The organism is Streptomyces sp. NPDC005374 (assembly GCF_042872225.1).
In the GTDB taxonomy this organism is placed as follows: domain Bacteria; phylum Actinomycetota; class Actinomycetes; order Streptomycetales; family Streptomycetaceae; genus Streptomyces.
Genome location: NZ_JBIAKA010000013.1, coordinates 90041 through 109079 on the forward strand (window position 1 = coordinate 90041; position 19039 = coordinate 109079).

General features: G+C 70.5%; 15 protein-coding genes. 7 read left to right on the forward strand and 8 right to left on the reverse strand.

Annotated features, from left to right (window positions below):
- Positions 1-2: 2 nt before the first annotated feature.
- Positions 3-422, reverse strand: coding sequence for a GNAT family N-acetyltransferase (locus tag ACFYRX_RS30615; protein WP_389106925.1), 420 nt, complete (start codon positions 420-422; stop codon positions 3-5).
- Between the two features lie 31 nt (positions 423-453).
- On the reverse strand, positions 454-852 hold the full coding sequence (locus ACFYRX_RS30620; RefSeq protein ID WP_389106525.1) for a RidA family protein: 399 nt from the start codon (positions 850-852) through the stop codon (positions 454-456).
- Between the two features lie 854 nt (positions 853-1706).
- Between ACFYRX_RS30620 and iscB the strand changes: the two genes are divergently transcribed.
- Positions 1707-3062 (forward strand): RNA-guided endonuclease IscB, encoded by a 1356-nt coding sequence (gene iscB, locus ACFYRX_RS30625; RefSeq protein WP_389106527.1) that lies wholly within the window; start codon positions 1707-1709, stop codon positions 3060-3062.
- A 260-nt stretch (positions 3063-3322) separates the two neighbouring features.
- Here the strand turns inward: iscB and ACFYRX_RS30630 are convergent, their stop codons facing one another.
- Entirely contained in the window at positions 3323-4099 is a 777-nt protein-coding gene (locus ACFYRX_RS30630) for an SIS domain-containing protein (protein WP_389106530.1), read from the reverse strand.
- 211 nt (positions 4100-4310) lie between these two features.
- On the opposite strand from ACFYRX_RS30630, the gene ACFYRX_RS30635 reads away from it, so the two are divergent.
- Both ACFYRX_RS30635 and ACFYRX_RS30640 read left to right on the forward strand, forming a co-directional pair.
- Complete coding sequence (locus ACFYRX_RS30635) at positions 4311-5003, forward strand: metal-dependent transcriptional regulator (RefSeq protein ID WP_057608532.1); 693 nt, start codon at positions 4311-4313, stop codon at positions 5001-5003.
- 519 nt (positions 5004-5522) lie between these two features.
- On the forward strand, positions 5523-6434 hold the full coding sequence (locus tag ACFYRX_RS30640; RefSeq protein WP_389106532.1) for an alpha/beta fold hydrolase: 912 nt from the start codon (positions 5523-5525) through the stop codon (positions 6432-6434).
- Positions 6435-6504: 70 nt separating this feature from the next.
- Here the strand turns inward: ACFYRX_RS30640 and ACFYRX_RS30645 are convergent, their stop codons facing one another.
- From ACFYRX_RS30645 to ACFYRX_RS30660, 4 genes are all read right to left on the reverse strand, one after another.
- On the reverse strand, positions 6505-9030 hold the full coding sequence (locus ACFYRX_RS30645; protein ID WP_389106535.1) for a hypothetical protein: 2526 nt from the start codon (positions 9028-9030) through the stop codon (positions 6505-6507).
- A gap of 139 nt (positions 9031-9169) precedes the next feature.
- Positions 9170-10759: a transporter gene (locus ACFYRX_RS30650; RefSeq protein ID WP_389106537.1), complete on the reverse strand. Its 1590-nt coding sequence runs from the start codon at positions 10757-10759 to the stop codon at positions 9170-9172.
- Positions 10756-11526, reverse strand: coding sequence for an ABC transporter ATP-binding protein (locus ACFYRX_RS30655; protein ID WP_389106540.1), 771 nt, complete (start codon positions 11524-11526; stop codon positions 10756-10758). The genes ACFYRX_RS30650 and ACFYRX_RS30655 overlap by 4 nt, the downstream gene beginning before the upstream one ends.
- Positions 11527-11589: 63 nt before the next feature.
- The gene (locus ACFYRX_RS30660) at positions 11590-12252 is read right to left on the reverse strand and encodes a bifunctional DNA primase/polymerase (RefSeq protein ID WP_389106542.1); all 663 of its coding nucleotides are present in this window, start codon (positions 12250-12252) and stop codon (positions 11590-11592) included.
- Between the two features lie 478 nt (positions 12253-12730).
- On the opposite strand from ACFYRX_RS30660, the gene ACFYRX_RS30665 reads away from it, so the two are divergent.
- Both ACFYRX_RS30665 and ACFYRX_RS30670 read left to right on the forward strand, forming a co-directional pair.
- A complete protein-coding gene (locus tag ACFYRX_RS30665; RefSeq protein ID WP_389106545.1) occupies positions 12731-14116 on the forward strand; it encodes a transcriptional regulator in 1386 nt (461 codons plus the stop codon).
- A 170-nt stretch (positions 14117-14286) separates the two neighbouring features.
- Entirely contained in the window at positions 14287-16005 is a 1719-nt protein-coding gene (locus ACFYRX_RS30670; protein WP_389106548.1) for a hypothetical protein, read from the forward strand.
- Positions 16006-16047: 42 nt separating this feature from the next.
- Here the strand turns inward: ACFYRX_RS30670 and ACFYRX_RS30675 are convergent, their stop codons facing one another.
- Positions 16048-17373: an ABC transporter substrate-binding protein gene (locus ACFYRX_RS30675; RefSeq protein WP_389106551.1), complete on the reverse strand. Its 1326-nt coding sequence runs from the start codon at positions 17371-17373 to the stop codon at positions 16048-16050.
- Between the two features lie 118 nt (positions 17374-17491).
- Between ACFYRX_RS30675 and ACFYRX_RS30680 the strand changes: the two genes are divergently transcribed.
- A complete protein-coding gene (locus ACFYRX_RS30680; RefSeq protein ID WP_389106554.1) occupies positions 17492-17992 on the forward strand; it encodes a hypothetical protein in 501 nt (166 codons plus the stop codon).
- Positions 17993-18038: 46 nt separating this feature from the next.
- Positions 18039-18908 (forward strand): formyltetrahydrofolate deformylase, encoded by an 870-nt coding sequence (purU, locus tag ACFYRX_RS30685; protein ID WP_389106556.1) that lies wholly within the window; start codon positions 18039-18041, stop codon positions 18906-18908.
- The last annotated feature ends 131 nt before the right edge of the window (positions 18909-19039 follow it).

The following is a 19039-nucleotide window of genomic DNA, read 5'->3' on the forward strand; positions in this document are numbered from 1 at the left end:
GCTCAAACGGCCCTTCGGTCCAGCTCCAGCCGCAGGTCGATCCACTCGTCGCTCCCGCCGTCCAGCACATACCGGTCGACCTCGACGAACCCACGCGCCCGCGCGAACCGCGTCCCGTCCCCATTGACGGCCAGCACGCATGTCTCGATCACCCTGGCGCCGAGCACGCGTGCATGATCAAGACCCTTCTCGTACAGAGCGGTGCCGAAACCCCTCTTCCGGAAATCGGGCAGCACGCGCGCGATGACGGTCGCCACGGCGTCCTCCCCCTCCGGCGGCCGCACGGTCGAGCACCCCACGAGCACGTCCCCGAGATACGCGTTCTCCAGCCGATACCGCCGACCACGCTCCCGCACGCCCTCGAGCCCCATGGCAGCAGGCGGAACGATCACGTTGTGAACGTACCGCCACTCCTCCGCCATGCCGTCCCCTACGACGGGTTCAATCCGCAGGTCAGCCACGATCACCGCTCCCCCTCCGCGCGTACGCCTCTATCTCGATCTTCATCCTGGGGTCCGCGAGACCGCACACGAGCATCGTGGCCGCCGGGCGGACCTCGCCGAAGCGGCGGCGCAGGACCGGCCAGCAGGGCTCGAAGTCCTCCCGGTCGGGCAGCAGGTAGCGCACCCGCACCACGTCCGCGAAAGTGCACTCCGCCTCGGCAAGAGCGGCCCCGATGTTCCGCAGGCACTGCTCGGCCTGCTCCACCACGTCGTCCGAGATCGTCATGGTCGCGTAGTCGAACCCGGTCGTCCCGGACACATGCACCTGGTCCCCGTCGATGACGGCCCGCGCGTACCCGATCCGGTCCTCGAAGGTGGAACCGCTGAGGATCGCTCGTCGCATTGTCATGCGTGGAACGCTAATCGTTGCCAGACCCTCCTGGCGCAGTCAACGCCATGGCCACAGCGGGAGCACCCCGACACCCTCCACAACACCAGCGCCGCCGCCAGCCTCATCGGAGGCGGCCGCTCCGATGGCACCTTCATGGACTTCCGCTTGCTGGGTCGATCGCCCAGGGGCGCGAGTGCTACGAAGGAGCCGTCGCCGCCCCCGACAGCCTCGCCGACCACCACGAGGTCGTCGCAACAGCCGCAGACGTCGACGACGGAGCGCTCTTCTGCGACGCCTGCTTGGCGGAGACGCGGGGGCGGTTGGCGGGGCTCTTCCTGGCAGATGACTCACCTTGACGAAATCCCTTAACAGGTGGATCGACTGCATGTTCGGCCGTTTGGGACATTTCGCACTGATGAGTGCCTTCTCGGGATTCAACCCCTGGGCGGAGATCTGACCGCTAATTTCTCTTGCACAGCGATGAAGGGAGGTCACTCGCTCCCCAACCGCACGGTTGTCGAGTGACCAGCCCCAGTCATCACGATCCGCAAGATCAGGGAGGTGCCCCGATGACTACGTTCCCCGCAGGCGAGCAGACCCACCAGGCTGTGCTTCCTCAGCAGCCTGCTCTGGAATCCGGGAGAGCAGACACCCCTGGGAGCAGGGACGAAACGGCTCACGGACACCCCGCCACCGCGCGAGGCACCGGCCGGGAACATGGGCGAGGGGAGACCGACGGGCGCGGCACCAAGCCCTGTCGGCGTCACGCCAAGAACGCTGCCACGGCAGCGGAGGCGGCAGAGAACGGAAGCGGTGACGCTTCCCCGCACACCCCGCCATACAGCGGCGGAATCGGCGCGAGCAGGGTTTTCGTGCTGTCCAAGGAGGGGGACCCCCTCATGCCCTGCCATCCGGCCCGCGCCCGCGAACTCCTTGGCAAGGGAAGGGCGGTCGTCGCCCGACAAGTGCCCTTCACCATCCGGCTGAAGGACCGTACACGCGCCGAATCCGAGGTCGACGGCGTTCAGTTACGCATCGACCCCGGCTCCAAAGGCACCGGTCTCGCCCTCACCGACGAGAAAAAAGAAGCCGATGAGCACGGCGCCGTCATCACTGTCAGACGCGGACTCGTAGCAGTCGAACTCCAGCATCGCGGCGACCAGATCCACAGAGCCATGCAGCAACGAGCCGGCTACCGACACCGCCGACGCTCCGCCAACTGCCGCTATCGAAAACCCCGTTCAAACAACCGAACTCGGCGCACCGGCTGGCTTCCACCCTCCCTGCGCCACCGGGTCGACACCACCTACTCCCAGGCCGCCCGCCTCTGCCGCTACGCACCCGTCACCGAGATCCACATCGAACGCGTCGCCTTCGACACCCACGCCATGAGTGAAGGCAGAGCCCTCACCGCACGCGAGTACCAGCAGGGCACCCTCGCCGGAACCGAAGCCCGCGCCTACCTCCGCGCAAAGTGGAACAACGCCTGCGCCTACTGCGACGCCACCGGCGTACCCCTGAACATCGACCACCTCAGACCCCGCAGCCGAGGCGGCACCAACCGCATCTCCAACCTCGTCCTCACCTGTGTTCCCTGCAACCAGGTCAAGAACAACACTCCCGTCGAGATCTTCCTCGCCGACCAGCCCGACAGGCTCGCGAAGATCGTCCGACAGCTCAGAACACCACTCCAGGACGCCGCAGCCATGAACGCGACCCGATGGCAGCTCACGGAGAGACTCAGCGACCAAGGCAGGCCTGTGCACGCCTGGTCAGGCGGCCGTACGAAGTGGAACCGCAGCGCCATGGGGTTAGCGAAGACGCACACCTTGGACGCGCTGTCCGTCGGGCTTCTGGATCATGAGAGCGGTGACGCAGTCGTGCGGTATCCCGGGCAGGTACTCGTCGTCAGAGCGACAGGACGCGGGTCGTACGCCCGCACCACTCCGGACCGCTTCGGATTTCCGCGGCTGCGCCGAGCCCGTGCCAAACAGCACTTCGGGTACGTGACCGGCGATCTCGTCCGGGCCGATGTCCCGACAGGCAAGTGGGCAGGCACTTGGACCGGCCGCATCTCCGTCCGTGCCAGGGGGCAGCACAGCATGACGACGCCAGAAGGCCGTATCAACGTCTCCCATTGGAATCTCAAGCTGTTGCAGCGGGGCGACGGATACGGCTACAGCAGCCGGTCGGAGCCCTCAGAGTCATCATCCCGGAAAAGCGGTTGATCGATGCCCGATCGCTTCCTAGGGTGTGGTCTACGTAGGAAGGGAGGTGATCGGGTACATGAGTGACACCCGGACGCGCGAGGTGGCTGCGGGCTAGCGGCCTGCCACCACACACAGTGCGGTGCCGGACCAGCGTGTACGAGATGCACGCAGCCGGCCAATTCAATGCAGTCACCCGACCCGCGAGCTCGTCGGTACGTCCGGCCGGCTCCCTCGCCGCGAGGCGGAGGGACCAGAGCTCGCGGGTCGTCTGCGTTCAGTTACTGCTGGTAGAAGATCCGGTCCCGGTACTCCTCGAACACCCGCTCGTTCCACGCCAGCCCGCCGTCCACGTTGCCCGACCGCAGCAGCGGCGGCTCGATCCCCCGGTCCGCCAGCGCGCCCGCCGCGGTCGCCATCACGGCTTGGAGCAGTGCCGAGGTCACGACCGTGGAGGCAGGGGCGAAGGGGGCCGGGATGGTGTCCAGCGAGAGTTCCGCGTCGCCGGGGGCGATCTTGGAGTCGAGGACGACGTCGCAGTGGTCCTTGAGGAAGGTGCCCGAGCTGTGGCGGGGCTTCGTCTCGCGGGTGTAGGCGAGTGATGTGACGCCGATGACCTTCACGCCGAGCGAGCGCGCTGTCATCGCCATCTCCACGGGGAGCGTGTTGCGGCCGGACAGGGAGATGATCACGAGGGCGTCGCCCGCGCGCAGGGGCGAGCAGCCCAGGACCGTGCTCGCGAGGCCGTCCACGCGTTCCAGGGCGGAGCCCAGGGTGGCCGGCATGACGTCGACGCCCACGACTCCCGGCACGGTCAGCAGGTTCATGAGGGCGAGTCCGCCGGCCCGGTAGACGAGGTCCTGCGCGGCGAGCGAGGAGTGCCCGGCGCCGAAGGCGAAGAGGCGGCCGCCGGAGGCGACGGTGTCGGCGAGGAGTTCACCGGCCGCGGTGACGGATTCGGTCTCCTCGTCGCGGAGCCGTTGGAGCAGCCCGATCGCGGCGTCGAGGAACTGCCCGGACAGTGTGCCGTCGCCGTGCGCGGAGCCCGTCTCGCCCATGCGTCATCAACCCTTCGTCGCCGTGTCGCGGATCACCGTGCGGTCTGGACCAGTGGGATGTCAATACGGCCGCGTGCCTGCTCGTAACCGGTTGGTTCCAACGGCGCGGCACGCTTGTCAGTGGTATCCGGCAGAATTGAGGCCAGGGCCAGGGCCAGCGCACGCGCCGGGAAGCTGTCGTGCTTCCGGCAGATCTCATCAAGGGGCACGTATGTCCGGACTGATCGACACCACGGAGATGTATCTCCGCACCATCCTCGAGCTGGAGGAGGAAGGTGTGGTCCCCATGCGCGCCCGGATCGCCGAGCGGCTGGACCAGAGCGGGCCGACGGTCAGCCAGACCGTGGCACGGATGGAGCGCGACGGACTGGTGTCGGTCGCCAGTGACCGGCATCTGGAGCTGACGGACGAGGGCCGGCGGCTGGCCACGCGCGTGATGCGCAAGCACCGGCTCGCGGAGTGTCTGCTCGTCGACGTGATCGGCCTGGAGTGGGAGCAGGTCCACGCGGAGGCGTGTCGTTGGGAGCATGTGATGAGCGAGGCGGTGGAGCGCCGGGTGCTGGAGCTGCTGCGGCACCCCACCGAGTCGCCGTACGGCAACCCGATCCCGGGTCTGGAGGAGCTGGGCGAGAAGGACGGCGCCGATCCGTTCCTGGACGAGGGCATGGTGTCGCTGGCCGAGCTGGACCCGGGCCTGGACGGCAAGACGGTGGTGGTACGCCGTATCGGCGAGCCGATCCAGACGGACGCCCAGTTGATGTACACGCTGCGCCGGGCGGGTGTGCAGCCCGGTTCGGTGGTGAGTGTGACGGAGTCGGCCGGCGGGGTGCTGGTGGGCAGTGGCGGTGAGGCGGCGGAGCTGGAGTCGGATGTCGCCTCGCATGTGTTCGTCGCCAAGCGCTGACGGACGGCGGGGGCTGCGGGGGGCGGTACCGGTTCTCAATTCCCGGAACCTGTGAGGCGGTTGTGGCGTTTTCGGGTCTCGTCGAATCCGAGATTCGCTGCGCGGAATCGCAGCGCTTCGACGCTTCCCGTGCAAGGCTGTCGCGTGGGGCATATGACCTGAGGGGGCGGGCAGATGTGCCGTAAGCGTATGGATGGCCCCGGCACCTTTCGGTGCCGGGGCCTGTCCTCCCCTGTGCTGACCCGGAGCCCCGAGCTCCCAGGGTCATTCCCCTCGGACCGATTTCCCCGAGCGGTCCGCCTCCCGCTGAAGATCTCCCCTCGGCGGCGGCGATCATTCCTTGAGCGAGGTCACTCGAACGAGGGGTGTTGCCGCGCAAGACCCTATTTTCGAATACCTATTCGATAGTCTGAGGGTGACGGGGCGCGCGGGACGTGCGCTGCAGAGATGTACGACAAGGAAGCGGCAGACAGGGCAAGCACAGCAGGCACATCAGTCAGGGGAGCCAGGGGGGTGCCAATGGCGCGGCGCATCGACGTGACCGGGGCGGGCGGCGTACGTCTCGCGGCCTGGGAGTTCGGCGACCCTCCCAAGACCGATCCGACGGACCCCGCGAGGGAAGCCGCGGAGAAACGATCACCCGGGGTGCTGTTACTCCACGGCCTGATGGGCCGCGCCTCGCACTGGGCGTCCACCGCCCGCTGGCTCTCCGAGCGCTACCGGGCGATCGCGCTCGACCAGCGCGGGCACGGACAGAGCGACAAACCGCCCCGGGCCTCCTTCACCCGTGACGCGTACGTCGAGGACGCCGAGGCCGCCCTCGAACAGCTCGGCCTCGCCCCGACCGTGCTCATCGGCCACGCCATGGGCGCCCTGACCGCCTGGCAGCTCGCCGCCCGGCGGCCCGACCTGGTCCGCGGGGTGATCATCTGCGACATGCGGGCCTCCGCACTCGGCGCCGCCTCGCAGCGGGAGTGGGGCGAGTGGTTCAAGGCCTGGCCCGCCCCCTTCGCCACACTCGCCGACGTACGCAAGTGGTTCGGCGAGGACGACCCCTGGGTGGAGCGGCCCAACCCGGCGCGCGGAGAGTTCTACGCCGAGGTGATGACCGAGTCCTCCGACGGCTGGCGCCCCGTCTTCGAGCCCGAGCAGATGCTCCAGTCCCGCGAGACCTGGGTCCACGACGCCCACTGGGAGGAACTCACCCAGGTCAGGTGCCCCGCCCTGGTCGTCCGCGGCCTCGACGGCGAGCTGGGCCGGGCCGAGGCCCAGGAGATGGTCCGCGTCCTGCCCCGCGGGCAGTACGCGGAGGTCGCCGACGCCGGCCACCTCGTCCACTACGACCAGCCGGAGGCCTGGCGGGCAGCCATAGAGCCCTTCCTGGACGGCCTGGACGGCCTGGACGGCCTGGGTCCCGAGGACACCGACTGACGCTGTCCGGCGTGGAGAGCGACCGGCCCCCGGCGGATCAGGTCCACCGGGGGCCGGGGGCCGGGTGAGGTCAGCGCACGTCGACGTAGTCGCCGCCGGCCGTGGCGCTCGCGGTCGTGACGCTGCCCGGGAAGGCGTAGCGCCAGTAGCCGTCCGCGGTCGCCTTGACCGTGGTCTTCAGGTTCCCGGTGCTGTTCGTCGTGACCGTCTTCACGGTCGCGTACGTGGACGCGCCCTTCTTGCGGAACTGCAGCGCGACCTTCTGGCCCACGTATCCGTGGAAGCCGCCGAGGGTCTCCCAGTCGGCCCGGGACAGCTTCCCGGTGACGGTGAGGGTCTTGTTCTTGGCGACGGGTTCGGGCGAGGCGTTGACCGTGAGGGCCGCGTCCCGCACCAGCGGCACCGACTTCACCGCGTGCCGGTCGGTGTGTCCGCCGCCGTCGGCGGACTCGGCCCAGGCGGCCGCCTGCCAGGTGCCGGCGAGGGCGTTGCGCCCGAAGTTCGAGCGCGGCTGGATGTAGGCGAACTGGACCGAGCAGGTCGCCGTCGTCGCGTCGGCCTTGGTGCAGGACCCCGGCCAGGTGCCGTAGAGGACGGCGCTCGGGGCGTCGTAGGACCCCTTGTACAGGTACATGTCGCCGCTCGCGATGCCGGACGGGTCGGTGGCGGTGAACGTCGCCGTGAACTCCTGGAGCGGCTGGTCGTTGAGCCGGACCGGCTTGCCGCCGTTGACGACGACCTTGGTGATACGGGTCGAGCCGACCGTCTCGTCGCCCTGCGTGGCCGGACCGGCGAAGGCCCGGACGAGGGTGCGGTCGAGGCTGCCGCCCCGGTCGTCGACGGCGGTGACGCGCAGGCTGACGTAGGCGGCCGAGGCCGGGACGGTGTACGGCGCCGTACCGTCGGCCGCGAGCGGCAGGTCGGTCCAGGTCGTGCCGCCGTCGGTCGAGGCGGCGAGGCCCGTGACGCGGGTGTTCGCGGTGGCCGCGTCGACGCCGCGGGTGGTCGCGGTCGCGGAGACCTGCACGGTCCCGGCTGCCGTGCGGCCCGAGGCGTCCAGGCCCGAGACCTTCACCTGGGCGTCGATCAGTGGGAGGAAACGGTCCGAGGCGCCTGTGGAGGTGCTGCTGGAGCGGAACGTCCACTCGTCGCGCAGGTCCGTCGCCAGCCGCGCGTACGGCACCCGGCGGTGCAGGGTCTGGCGGAGCGTGTACGACTGCTCCTTCGCCGGCAGCGGCGAGGAAGCCAGCGTGTGGGACGCGTCGATGCCGGAACCGTCGGCGTAGACGACACCGTCCTCGCCCGTCACCTTGTACGCGGACAGGGCGCGGTTGTCGGAACCCTGGTGGCCGTCGGCGTCCCCGAACGTGCTCGCCTCGTCCAGGAAGAACCTGCCGTTGTAGAGCTGTGAGGCGGTGCCCGCCGCGTGCACCGGTTGGAGCGGGGCCGCGCCCAGCGTCTCGCCCGTGCTGCTGCCCGCGGACAGCCTCCGGTCGGCCGGGTCCAGGTACTGGTCGTAGGTGCCGTAGTCCAGGAGCCGGCCGTACTCGACGCCCGGGGTGACGTACTCGGTGACCGAACCTGCCACCGGTACCGGGGCGCCGATGTAGACGCCGGTCCACTCGCCGAAGTAGGGGACCGTCTGGAGGATCGCGGTGGTCCGGGTGCCCGGGGCGCGGACCTGGGTGACGGTTCTGGCCAGGGAGGCCCTGGTGACGTTCCTGACCGGCGCGGCGGGGACGGTGTTCGTGAAGCTGTGGGTGAGGTCGTAGCGGTAGGGGCTCGGGACGTTCGCCGAGGAGCCCTTCTTCGCCAGGACGTCGTGGATGCGCAGCGAGACGCCCGGCAGCGTGAACGGCGTGACGTACACCTTGGCGTCGTCGGAGCCCGCGAAGCCCGCCAGGTCACCGCCCGGCACGCTCAGCCAGACCGCCGCGGACTGCCGGGTGGCGGTGGTGTCGTCGGTGCGGATGCCGGTCTCCTTGGCGGCCCGCTCGTCGAAGCTCACCGTCCTGGCGGCCGAGCCGACCGTGAAGGACTGGGTGAGCAGATAGCTTGGCCGGCGCCAGTCGGAGTGCAGTGCCACCGCGAAGTAGTCGCCGGGCGGCAGCTTCACGCTCGACGTCGGCCCGTACGCGTCGCTGTTCACCGCGTACGACGTCCAGGTCTTGCGGTTCCAGACGTAGAACGACTTGCCCACGACATCCGCGTGCGTGATGGTCAGCTTGACGGAGTACGTCGAGGCCGCGGCCGTCGTCGTCACGGCGGCGGGGGCCGGCTTCAGCGCGAGGCTCGCCGGCTCCCGGTCCGCCGCGCGGGCGGCGCTCGGCCGCACCGAGACGGTGCCGTCGAGGGACGCGACCGTGTAGCGGGTCCGCTCCGCGCTGTCCGCCGGGGCGACCCGGAGGTCGCGGCCGCCGACGACGTCCACGCGGTCGCCGTTGCCCAACTCGACGCCGGAAGTGCCCGGTCGGGAGGTGATCTTCCCTGTGCCGCCCGCCGTCGGAGCCGCCGTGGCCGGGGGCGCGAGAAGCACGGACGCGGCGAGTACCGCCCCGCACAGCCCCGCCCCGGCAGATCTTCGAACACCGATCATGAAAAAAGCCCCCTCGCCCCTGATCCCCTTGGCGACCCTCCTGGTCCACACCTCACAGGAGTCGCTCGGATCACTCTAATCGGGGGGTCCGACACTCGAACGCCCGGTGCCCGCAGACCCGTGGGTCAGCTGCCCCGCGTCAGCCTTTGCTGACCGCCAGCAGGATCTCCGGCAGCTGCCGGGCCGTCCGCGGTGCCGCGAGCCGCAGGCCCGCGAGGGTGATCGCCGTGCCGTAGACCGCGCCGACCGGCAGCAGCAGCCAGCTCCACTCGTCGCCGTCCGCGCTGACGTTCGCCCAGACGGCCAGTGCGATCACCGGCGCGCACAGCAGGGCGGCCGAGACCATCCCGCCGACGACGGCGGCAGCGGCCAGACCGGACTGGCCGGGGGCCACGTTCTTGTAGCCCTCCTGCGGGATCGAGTACGGGAAGCGCGCCGACGACCACGCCCCGGTCGCGAGCATCGCCCCGAGCAGCGCGAACGACATGCCGAGCACCTCGGGCAGCTTCGGCCAGTCGTCGATCAGCGCGGTCGTCAGGACGGTGACGAGAGTGGCGTACGGCAGGGTGATCAGCAGCAGCGCCAGGGCACGCGCGCGTAGTTCGACGTAGGCGTCCCGGGTCGAGGAGATGGTCAGCGCGACCATCCAGAACGCGGACGTGTCCTGGCCGAACTGGTTGTACATCTGCACACCGAGCATGCCCGCGGCGAAGCAGGAGAAGTAGATCGAGCCGGTGCCCTGCACCGCGTTGAACACCGGCACGATCAGCCCGATGGCCAGCGAAGTCACCCACGCGGCCTTCGTCTTGGGGTCGCGCCACACATAGCGCAGGCTGCGCTCCATGACGGTGCCGGTGCGCCCGGAGGGCAGCAGACGGGCGAGCCCGGTCGAACTGCGCTCCTTCGCGGCCCCCTCCGCGGACGGCAGGGTGGAGCCGTCGGGCGCGGTCATCAGCCGGGTCAGATGACGGGCCCAGAGGGCGAGCAGGCCCACGAGAGCGGCCGCGGACAGGGCGAGTTGCAGGACGGCGGTCCCGTACGATCCCTCGCTCGCCGAGTCGACTGCCCCGATCGCCGAAGCGGGCGGGATCCACTCCAGCACCGAGGCAGGCCCGTCCAGCTGCCCCAGGCCGCCCGAACCGAGCTGCTGCGCACCGAAGTTGACGACCTGCGCGCCGATGGCGATGACCAGTCCGCTGAGCACCGCCAGGTCTCGGCCCTTGCGGCTGGTCAGCAACCGGATGTTGGCGACCGCGACGGTCCGCGCGAGAGCCACGCAGACCAGCAGCGCGAGCGCCACACCGAGCGCGGAGAAGACGTACGCCGTCACGCCGTGCGCGACCGAGACGACGGACCCGACGAGCACGCACAGCGTGAACACCGGCCCGATACCGACCAGTGAGGCCGCCAGGAGCGCCCGCACCAGGGGCCGGGGCCGCAGCGGCAGCATCACCAGACGGGTGGGGTCGAGGGTCTCGTCGCCACCGGGGAAGAACAGCGGCATCACGGCCCAGCCGGCCGTCAGTACGGCGACCAGCGGTACGACGACGGACGCGGCGTGCTCGTTGCCGCGCAGGGCGATGAGTCCGAGCAGTTGGAGGACGGAGAAGACGAGCACGGCGATCGCCGAGGCGACGTAGGCGGCGCGCCGTCCGCCGGACTGCCGCAGTCCGTTCCTGAGCAGGGACAGCTTGAGCCTGACGACGACCGGAGTGATGTTCTCGGTCATCGCGCCCCGCCGCCCAGCCAGTCGAGGTCGGCACCGGTGTGCTGCCCGTGGGCGCCCACGAGTTCGAGGAACGCGCGTTGCAGGGAGGGCGCGGTGCCGCGCACCTCGTCGAGCGTTCCCTGGGCGCGGATGCGGCCGGCGGCCATGACGGCCACCCAGTCGCACAGGGACTCCACGAGCTCCATCACATGCGAGGAGAAGACGACGGTGGCGCCGGAGCCGGTGTACCGCTCCAGGACGCCCCGGATGGTCTGCGCGGAGACCGGGTCGACGCCCTCGAACGGCTCGTCGAGGAACAGCACTTCGGGATTGTGCAACAGAGCGGCGGCCAGCCCGATCTTCTTCCGCATCCCGGTCGAGTAGTCGACGACCAGCTTGTGCTGGGATCCCGCGAGATCCAGTACGTCGAGCAGCTGGCCCGCCCGCTTGTCCACCTCGGCACCGGGGAGCCCCCGCAACCGCCCGCTGTAGGCGAGCAGTTCACGCCCCGACAACCGCTCGAACAGCCGCAGCCCCTCGGGCAGGACCCCGATCCGGGCTTTCACCTCTACGGGATCCCGCCACACGTCGTGCCCGACGACGGAGACGGAGCCTTCATCGGGCCGCAGCAGCCCGGTCACCATGGAGAGAGTGGTGGTCTTCCCGGCCCCGTTGGGCCCGACAAGCCCGATGAACTTCCCGGCGGGCAGTTCGAGATCAATCCCGGCAACGGCAACTTGCTGCCCAAACCGCTTCCAGAGCCCACGCACACTTACGGCCGACGTCATGAACGCCAACCTTAGGGGCGCGGGGCTGTGCTCAATAAGCGGCTACCGCCGCGCGGGCGCACATCACCTGTCCCTACCGCACGCATAAGCAAGCGGCGAGATCAACTCCTCGGCATCCGGCAGCCAACGATTCGCAGGCGTAGGCCGACAAGCCCACTGCACAGCCCCGGACGACCCGAACCGAGTAGGAGGCGCGGCGACATACGACCCCTCACCCAGCGCGACCAGATCAAGGGACGAAGGAGACCAGCCCAGCTTCCGGATCAGATCCGGCAGCTTCACCGAGGCACCCGGCAACACGAAGAAGTGCATCCGACGATCAGGCGTCAGCGTCACGGGCCCCAGCGTCAGCTCCATCCGCTCCATACGGGCCAGCGCCAGAAACCCCGCCGTCTCCGGCACGGAGATCGCGTCGAAGGTCCGCCCCGTCGGCAACAGGATCGAAGCCGTCGGCTGCTTGGACCACATCCGGCGCGCGACCGTCGCACTGCCGGTGGCCTGCGTCGCCCAGTCCTCACGCGCGGGATGCGCCCCGGGCGCGGCGCACGCGCCGTCACCGCAGGAGCAGCGCTGCACCCCGTCGACGGGTTCCAGCCAGGTACCGGGGAAGACGTCCCAGTGGCGCTCCTCGGCGTAGCGTACGGCTGTCTCCAGCAGCGATTCCCCGCGCTGCTTCGGAATCTGAGCGGCCTCGGGGCCCGCGATCGTCTCTTCCACGCTCAACACAACTCCCGCGCCCACCTCGGGTTACGGCCAGGCACGGCGCCGGACCGACTTCTGACTCGCGGCACCCGCCACGCACGCTCACCGCGTTGCCGAAAGGCCCGAGCAGCTGCGCCACGAGGGTCTTTCGCCGTCTTGCGGTCGCACGCGCCGGACGCCGCCAGGCCCGCCCGGGGGCGGACGAAGCGGGTCCGACGCCACGACCAGCGCGCGCGGGGGAGGAGCATGGGTTCGGCATCTGGGGCGCATGGATGCATGTGTGGGGGCGCGCGAGAGGAACCGGGGCGTGGGCTGGGTAGCCACGAGAGGGGCAGGCTTCTGCCTTTACCCCGGCAATCCTCGCATGCCTCGCATTTTAGCTCTCTCCGCGGGGCATTGATCTTCACGGCCGGATCTTTTCGTTCACACCGACCTGGTCCGGAAGTGGAAGACACGTCAACTCGGTGCGTGGGCAGGCACCGCAGCCACAGGGGGTACGCCAATGGCCGCAAGGCCTCTCGTCGCGCGGCAGCCGAACGAACGGCTGCAGGCGCTCATCCAGGAGGCGGGGTGCTCGAACGCCGGGCTCGCCCGCCGGGTCAACATGTGCGGTGCCGAGCACGGTCTCGACCTGCGCTACGACAAGACGTCCGTGGCCCGTTGGCTGCGCGGACAGCAGCCGCGGGGGCGGGCGCCCGCGATCATCGCGGAGGCCCTCGGGCGCAAGCTCGGCCGTACGGTCACGATCGACGAGATCGGCATGGCCAACGGCAAGAACCTCGCCTCCGGGGTCGGGCTCCAGTTCTCGCCGACGGTACTGGGCGCCATCGAGCAGGTGTGTGAGCTGTGGCGCAGTGATGTGGGCCGCCGGGACTTCCTGTCCGGTTCCTCCGTCGCCGCGTCCGCGCTGGTCGAACCGAGCCGCGACTGGCTGATCTCCATGCCCGACTCGCAGGTGGCGCGTGCGGCGGGCCCCCGGGTGGGCCAGTCCGACGTGGCGGCCGTGCGGGCGATGACGCAGGCCCTGGTGGACCTGGATCACCAGTACGGCAGCGGGCATGTGCGCCCGGTCGTCGTGCACTACCTCAACAGCGTGGTCTCCGGGCTGCTCGCGGGGTCCTACCGGGAGGCGGTCGGGCGTGAACTCTTCGCCGCCGTCGCTCGGTTGACCGAACTCGCCGGGTACATGGCGATCGACACCGGGCAACCGGGCCTGGCCCAGCGGTACTACATCCAGGCGCTGCGGCTCGCGCAGGCGGCCGGCGACCGCGGCTACGGCGGCTATGTGCTCGCCGCGTCCATGAGCCACCTCGCGGCCCAGCTCGGGAACCCGCGCGAGATCGCCCAGTTGGCGCGGGCGGCGCAGGAAGGGGCGCGCGGTCGCGTGACTCCTCGCGCGGAGGCCATGTTCCACGCGGCGGAGGCCCGCGGGCACGCGCTCATGGGCGACGCGCGGGCCACCCAGGCGGCGTCCGGTCGGGCCGTGCACGCGCTGGAGGCGGCGGACCCGTCCACCGGCGACGACCCGGCATGGATCGCGCACTTCGACGAGGCGTATCTGGCCGACGAGTTGGCCCACTGCCACCGCGACCTCGGCCAGGCCGACGCGGCGGCGCGGTGCGCGCAGGAGTCCCTGGACGGGCTCCCCGAGAACAAGGCGCGCCGCCGGGCCATCGGTTACGTCCTGCTCGCCACCGCGCAGGTGCAGCAGCGCGAGATCGAACAGGCCTGCAGCACCGGCCTGAAGGCGGTGGAGTTGCTGGAGACCGTCCGCTCCAACCGGGGCGCGGAGTACCTCGACGACTTCCAGCAGCGCCTCGAGCCGTTCCGGGACGAGGCGGTGGTGAGGGAGTTCGGGGCCCGCCTGGACCTTCAGGCGGCCGCGTAGAGGAGGACGTACACAGCGGATTCGGGCCCGGAAGCGTCACCCGATCACCAGAGAATTGTTACTGCGGTCACAGGGACGCAGGTCACGTCCTGTGCTACGTGGCACCGGGCTCGGAGGACCCGGTAGCGTGAGCCGACGATTCCGAAGTTCCCCCATACGTAGGAGTCCCGGTGACGCAGAGTGGACAGGGCGAGCAGCCCTCGGCGCGCGAAGCGCGCGAAGGCATCGTGCTGCCCTCCGACGGTGGGGAACCCCTGCTGCCGGGACAGGCGGGCGGCTACAGCGCCCCGCAGGGCGGCTACGGCGATCCCCCGCAGAGCGGCTACGGCGGCCAGGGGTACGGCCAGCCGCCCGGCGGCCAGGCGTGGGGCACCGCGTGGGGTCCCGACCAGCAGCAGGGTCCGGCTCAGGACTGGTCGCAGCCGGCCACCCAGACCTGGGGCACACCGCAGCAGCCCGAGCCCGGCGGCGTGCCGTCCCAGCCCCAGCCCCAGTCACAGCCGCTGCCGCAGCAGCAGCCCGCGGCCCCGGCGTACCACACCGACGAGCCGACCTCCTACTACCTGCCGCCCGTCGGCCAGCCCCTCCCGCAGTCCCAGCCGCTGCCCGCGCAGGAGGGCCAGGTGGCGCCGTACGGCGCTCCCGGTACCGGCGTCCCGCAGCAGCCCGCGGCCCCGGCGTACAACACCGACGAACCGACCTCGTACTACCTGCCGCCGGTCGGTCAGCCCCTCCCGTCGGCCCCCGCCGCGCAGCCCCAGCCGCTGCCCGCCGACGAAGGCGCCACGCAGTTCATCCCGCCGGTCGCGGCCGCCCCCGCCCCCTACGAGGGGGCCACCCAGTACATCCCGCCGGTCCGACCCGGGGCGCTCCCGCCCGAGGTGTCCGCCGAGGCGGCCCAGTACCCGAGGCAGGCCCCGTACGGCGCCCAGCCCCCGCAGCACGCGGCCCCGTTCCCGCCCGCCGCCCCGGCCGGTTCCGATGCCGACGCGACGCAGTTCATCGCCCCCGTGCCCGGGCACGACCCCGGTGCGGCCTACGGCGGGGACCGGCAGCCGCCCTCCGAGTTCGACAACCTCTTCCGCGGCTCCGGCGGCGACAGCGGTCCCGCGTCCACGCAGCAACTGCCGCGCTACGCCCAGCCCGAGCCCGTGTCGCTCGGCTACGGGGGCCGGCAGCCGTCGTACGCCGCGCAGCAGCCGCCGTACGTCCCGCCGGGCGGTGACGGCTACGGCGACCACGGCGACCAGGGCGGCGGAAAGCGATCGCGGCTGCCAGTCATCGCCGCTGTGGGCATAGGCATCGCCGTGCTCGGCATCGGCGCGGGCGCACTGCTCGCGGGCGGCGGCAAAGGCGACGACGGGGGCGACAAGAACCAGACCGTGTCGGCGACGGCCCCCGCGGGCGACGGGTCCGCCTCTCCGTCCACGGACGCGGCGCAGGCGCAGGCCGCCGAGCTGGACAAGCTGCTCGCCGACAGCGGCAACAGCCGCTCCTCGGTGATCAGTGCGGTGGCGAACGTGAAGTCCTGCAACAACCTCCCCCAGGCGGCCAAGGACCTGCGGGACGCGGCGACCCAGCGCACCGGCCTGGTGACCCGGCTGAAGGCGCTCTCGGTCGACCAGCTGCCGAGCCACGCCGAGCTGACCGCCTCGCTCACCAAGGCCTGGCAGGCGTCCGCGTCCGCCGACGAGCACTACGCGGCCTGGGCCGACCAGTCGGCCGGCAAGAAGGGCTGCAAGAAGGGCCAGGCCCGCACCACGGGCCAGACGGCGGCCGGCAACCGGGACAGCGGCACCGCCAGCACCGAGAAGGCCAGGGCGGCCCGGCTGTGGAACGCCATCGCGAAGAAGTACAGCCTGACCGAGCGCTCGGCGACCCAGCTGTAGCCGCCAGGGTGGTGGGGGCGATCGCACGCGCCCCCACCGCGGTCAGTCGATGTCGGCGTTCCGGAGCGTTTCGGTCACGTCGGTGAAGCCCTGGCGCGCCGCCACGAGCTGGCCCTGGCGTACGACCTGGAGCGTCACGTTGGCGTTGACCATGCGCGGGAAGCCGACCGCGGCGAGGCCGTCCTCGGAGCTCCAGGTGTCCCGGGTGGCCCACTGGAGGGTCGGGGTCAGACCGCCGGTCGGGATCTTGAGCCCGTCGTTGAGCGCGCCCCGCACGCGGTCGGCGGTCACCTCGCCGCCGCCGAGCGACTCGACGGCCTTCTTGAACACCGTGTAGGCGATCCAGGTGGTCTGCACACCCGCGTCCGCCGAGTCGATGCGGTTGTCGCCGAAGGCCTTCTCGCTGATGACCTTCTTCATCGCGTCCCAGCGGGCATCGGCCTCCACCGGGTACCAGCCGGTGATGTACGACTTCTCGTACGGCCCCGACGCCCCGCCGGACGCGTCGATCACCGTCTGGTCGACGCTGCCCATCGCCATGGCCGTGCGCACCTCGGGGTAGTCCCCGCGGGCGCGCCGGAAGGAGTCCATGAAGGTGCTGGTGCGGTCGCCGAGCGCGGGCACCACGCACCCCTTCTTCGCCGAGCCGGAGGTCGAGCTGTCGAGCGCCTTCGTCGACTGTGCCGAGTACTCGGTGGCGTCGTCCGCCGCCCGCACGTCGCTCGCGGCCCTGTGCCCGCCGGTGGTCAGCCCCGAGTCCAGCAGTACGGGCAGTTCGTCGCCCGCGATGGTGTCGGGCCGTACCAGGGTGACGTTGCCGCAGTCCGCGGCGAGCTCCTTGCCGAGCCCGGCCAGGAGGGTCGGCTGGCCGCCGTTGACCGGGTAGGACAGCGGGCTGGTGAACTCGGCGTTGGTAACGCCGTAGCCGCCTATGTAGGGGATTCCCGCGCCCTCCAGGGGCGGGAAGAAGGAGTCGGCGTACTGGCTGTAGGAGCCGACGACCGCGACGACGTTCTCCTTGACCGCGCGCCGGGCGCACTTCGCTGCGGCGACCCCGTCGTTGTGGTCGTTGCAGGTCAGGACGGTGAGCTTACGGCCGTTGATGCCGCCCTTGGAGTTGATCCAGCGGGCGTAGGCCTGCGCGAAGGCGGGCATGCCGGGTTTGTTGGTCGCCTTGGTGTCCGACGGGGCCCAGGTCATGACCTTGATCGGGGTGTCCCCGGAACCCCCCGTGGTGCCGGGGACGACCCCGCAGCCGGCGGCGAGCCAGGCACACGCCAGCAGTGCCCCCGCCGCGCGGACGGTGGCTCTGACGGGCCGGTGGTGCTCTGGGAGGAAGGAGCTGCGGATGCGTCGCCTGCCGGTCATGGGCACACACGCTTCCGTCACATCCCCAACTCGGGAGTGACCCTCGGTCAATGAAGGGTGACGTAAAGGTGAACACCGGGGGCCTGTGGGGCACGTAGTGGGAAAGAACGTACGATCGATGACCGTGCAAGGTTCGGAGAACTCTTCCCGTCGCGGCCGTCGCTCCCCCACCATGGGCGACATGCCACTGAACGACATGCCGTGGTGGCGCTGGCGCAGCAATGTGCGCTCCGCGCTGCACATGCTCTCCGACCCCGCCTTCCAGCACAGCGTCTGGCTCGCCGGTGTCGAGGGGTACGGGGACGTCACCGACGCCGTGTACCGCCTCGTCGAGGACACCTGGCTGGACAGCTGGTCCGCCGAGAAATACGTCGGCACGATCTTCCGGGACTCCCAGGAAGCGGCCCTCGTCGACACCGCCGTCCTGCGGGTGCTGCGGATCATGCACCAGGTCGGTCCGGACGCCCCCGTCTCCGTGTACATGGAGAACCCGGGGTGGCCGGACGCGGTGCGGGCCGCCAGGGACGCGCACATGCGGTTGGCGGTGGCCGACGGGGACGACCCCGAGGCGCCGCCGCGCACGCTCCAGGTGCTCCAGCTCATGACCCGGTCCGCGTGACGGACACGGTGTTTCCGGTACCGGTGGATATGCGACCCTGTCCTGCATGAACGAGCAGTCCACCCCCGCCGAGCAGTACGTCCTGACGCTGTCCTGCCCCGACAAACAGGGCATCGTGCACGCCGTGTCGAGCTATCTCTTCATGACCGGCTGCAACATCGAGGACAGCCAGCAGTTCGGCGACCACGACACGGGTCTGTTCTTCATGCGCGTCCACTTCTCGGCGGAGTCTCCGGTGACGGTGGACAAGCTGCGGGCGAGCTTCGCGGCGATCGGTGACTCCTTCCACATGGACTGGCAGCTCAACCGGGCCGAGGACCGGATGCGGGTCGTGCTCATGGTCAGCAAGTTCGGGCACTGCCTGAACGACCTGCTGTTCCGGGCCCGGATCGGGGCCCTCCCCGTGGAGATCGCCGCCGTGGTCTCCAACCACACCGAGTTCGCCGAGCTGGTGAAGTCGTACGACGTTCCCTTCCACCACATTCCGGTGACGCGGGAGAACAAGGCAGAGGCGGAGGCGCGGCTGCTGCAGCTGGTGCGGGAGCGGGACGTCGAACTGGTCGTGCTCGCCCGGTACATGCAGGTGCTGTCCGACGACCTGTGCAAGCAGCTCAGCGGCAGGATCATCAACATCCACCACTCGTTCCTGCCGAGCTTCAAGGGCGCGAAGCCGTATCACCAGGCGCATGCGCGGGGTGTGAAGCTGATCGGCGCGACGGCGCACTATGTGACCGCCGACCTCGACGAGGGGCCGATCATCGAGCAGGAGGTCGAGCGGGTGGCGCATGACGTCACGCCGGACCAACTGGTCGCGATCGGGCGGGATGTGGAGTGCCAGGCGCTGGCGCGAGCGGTCAAGTGGCACGCCGAGCGCCGAATCCTGCTGAACGGACGCCGGACGGTCGTCTTCGCCTAGGAACCCGGTTCCGACTGTCGCAGGGCGGCTGCGGCCCGGTGGGGGCCGTTCGCGCAGTTCCCCGCGCCCCTGGGGCACCTTCGGTGCATCTGCCCAGGGGGCCGGGGGTTGCTGTCGTGGGGCGGCTGCGG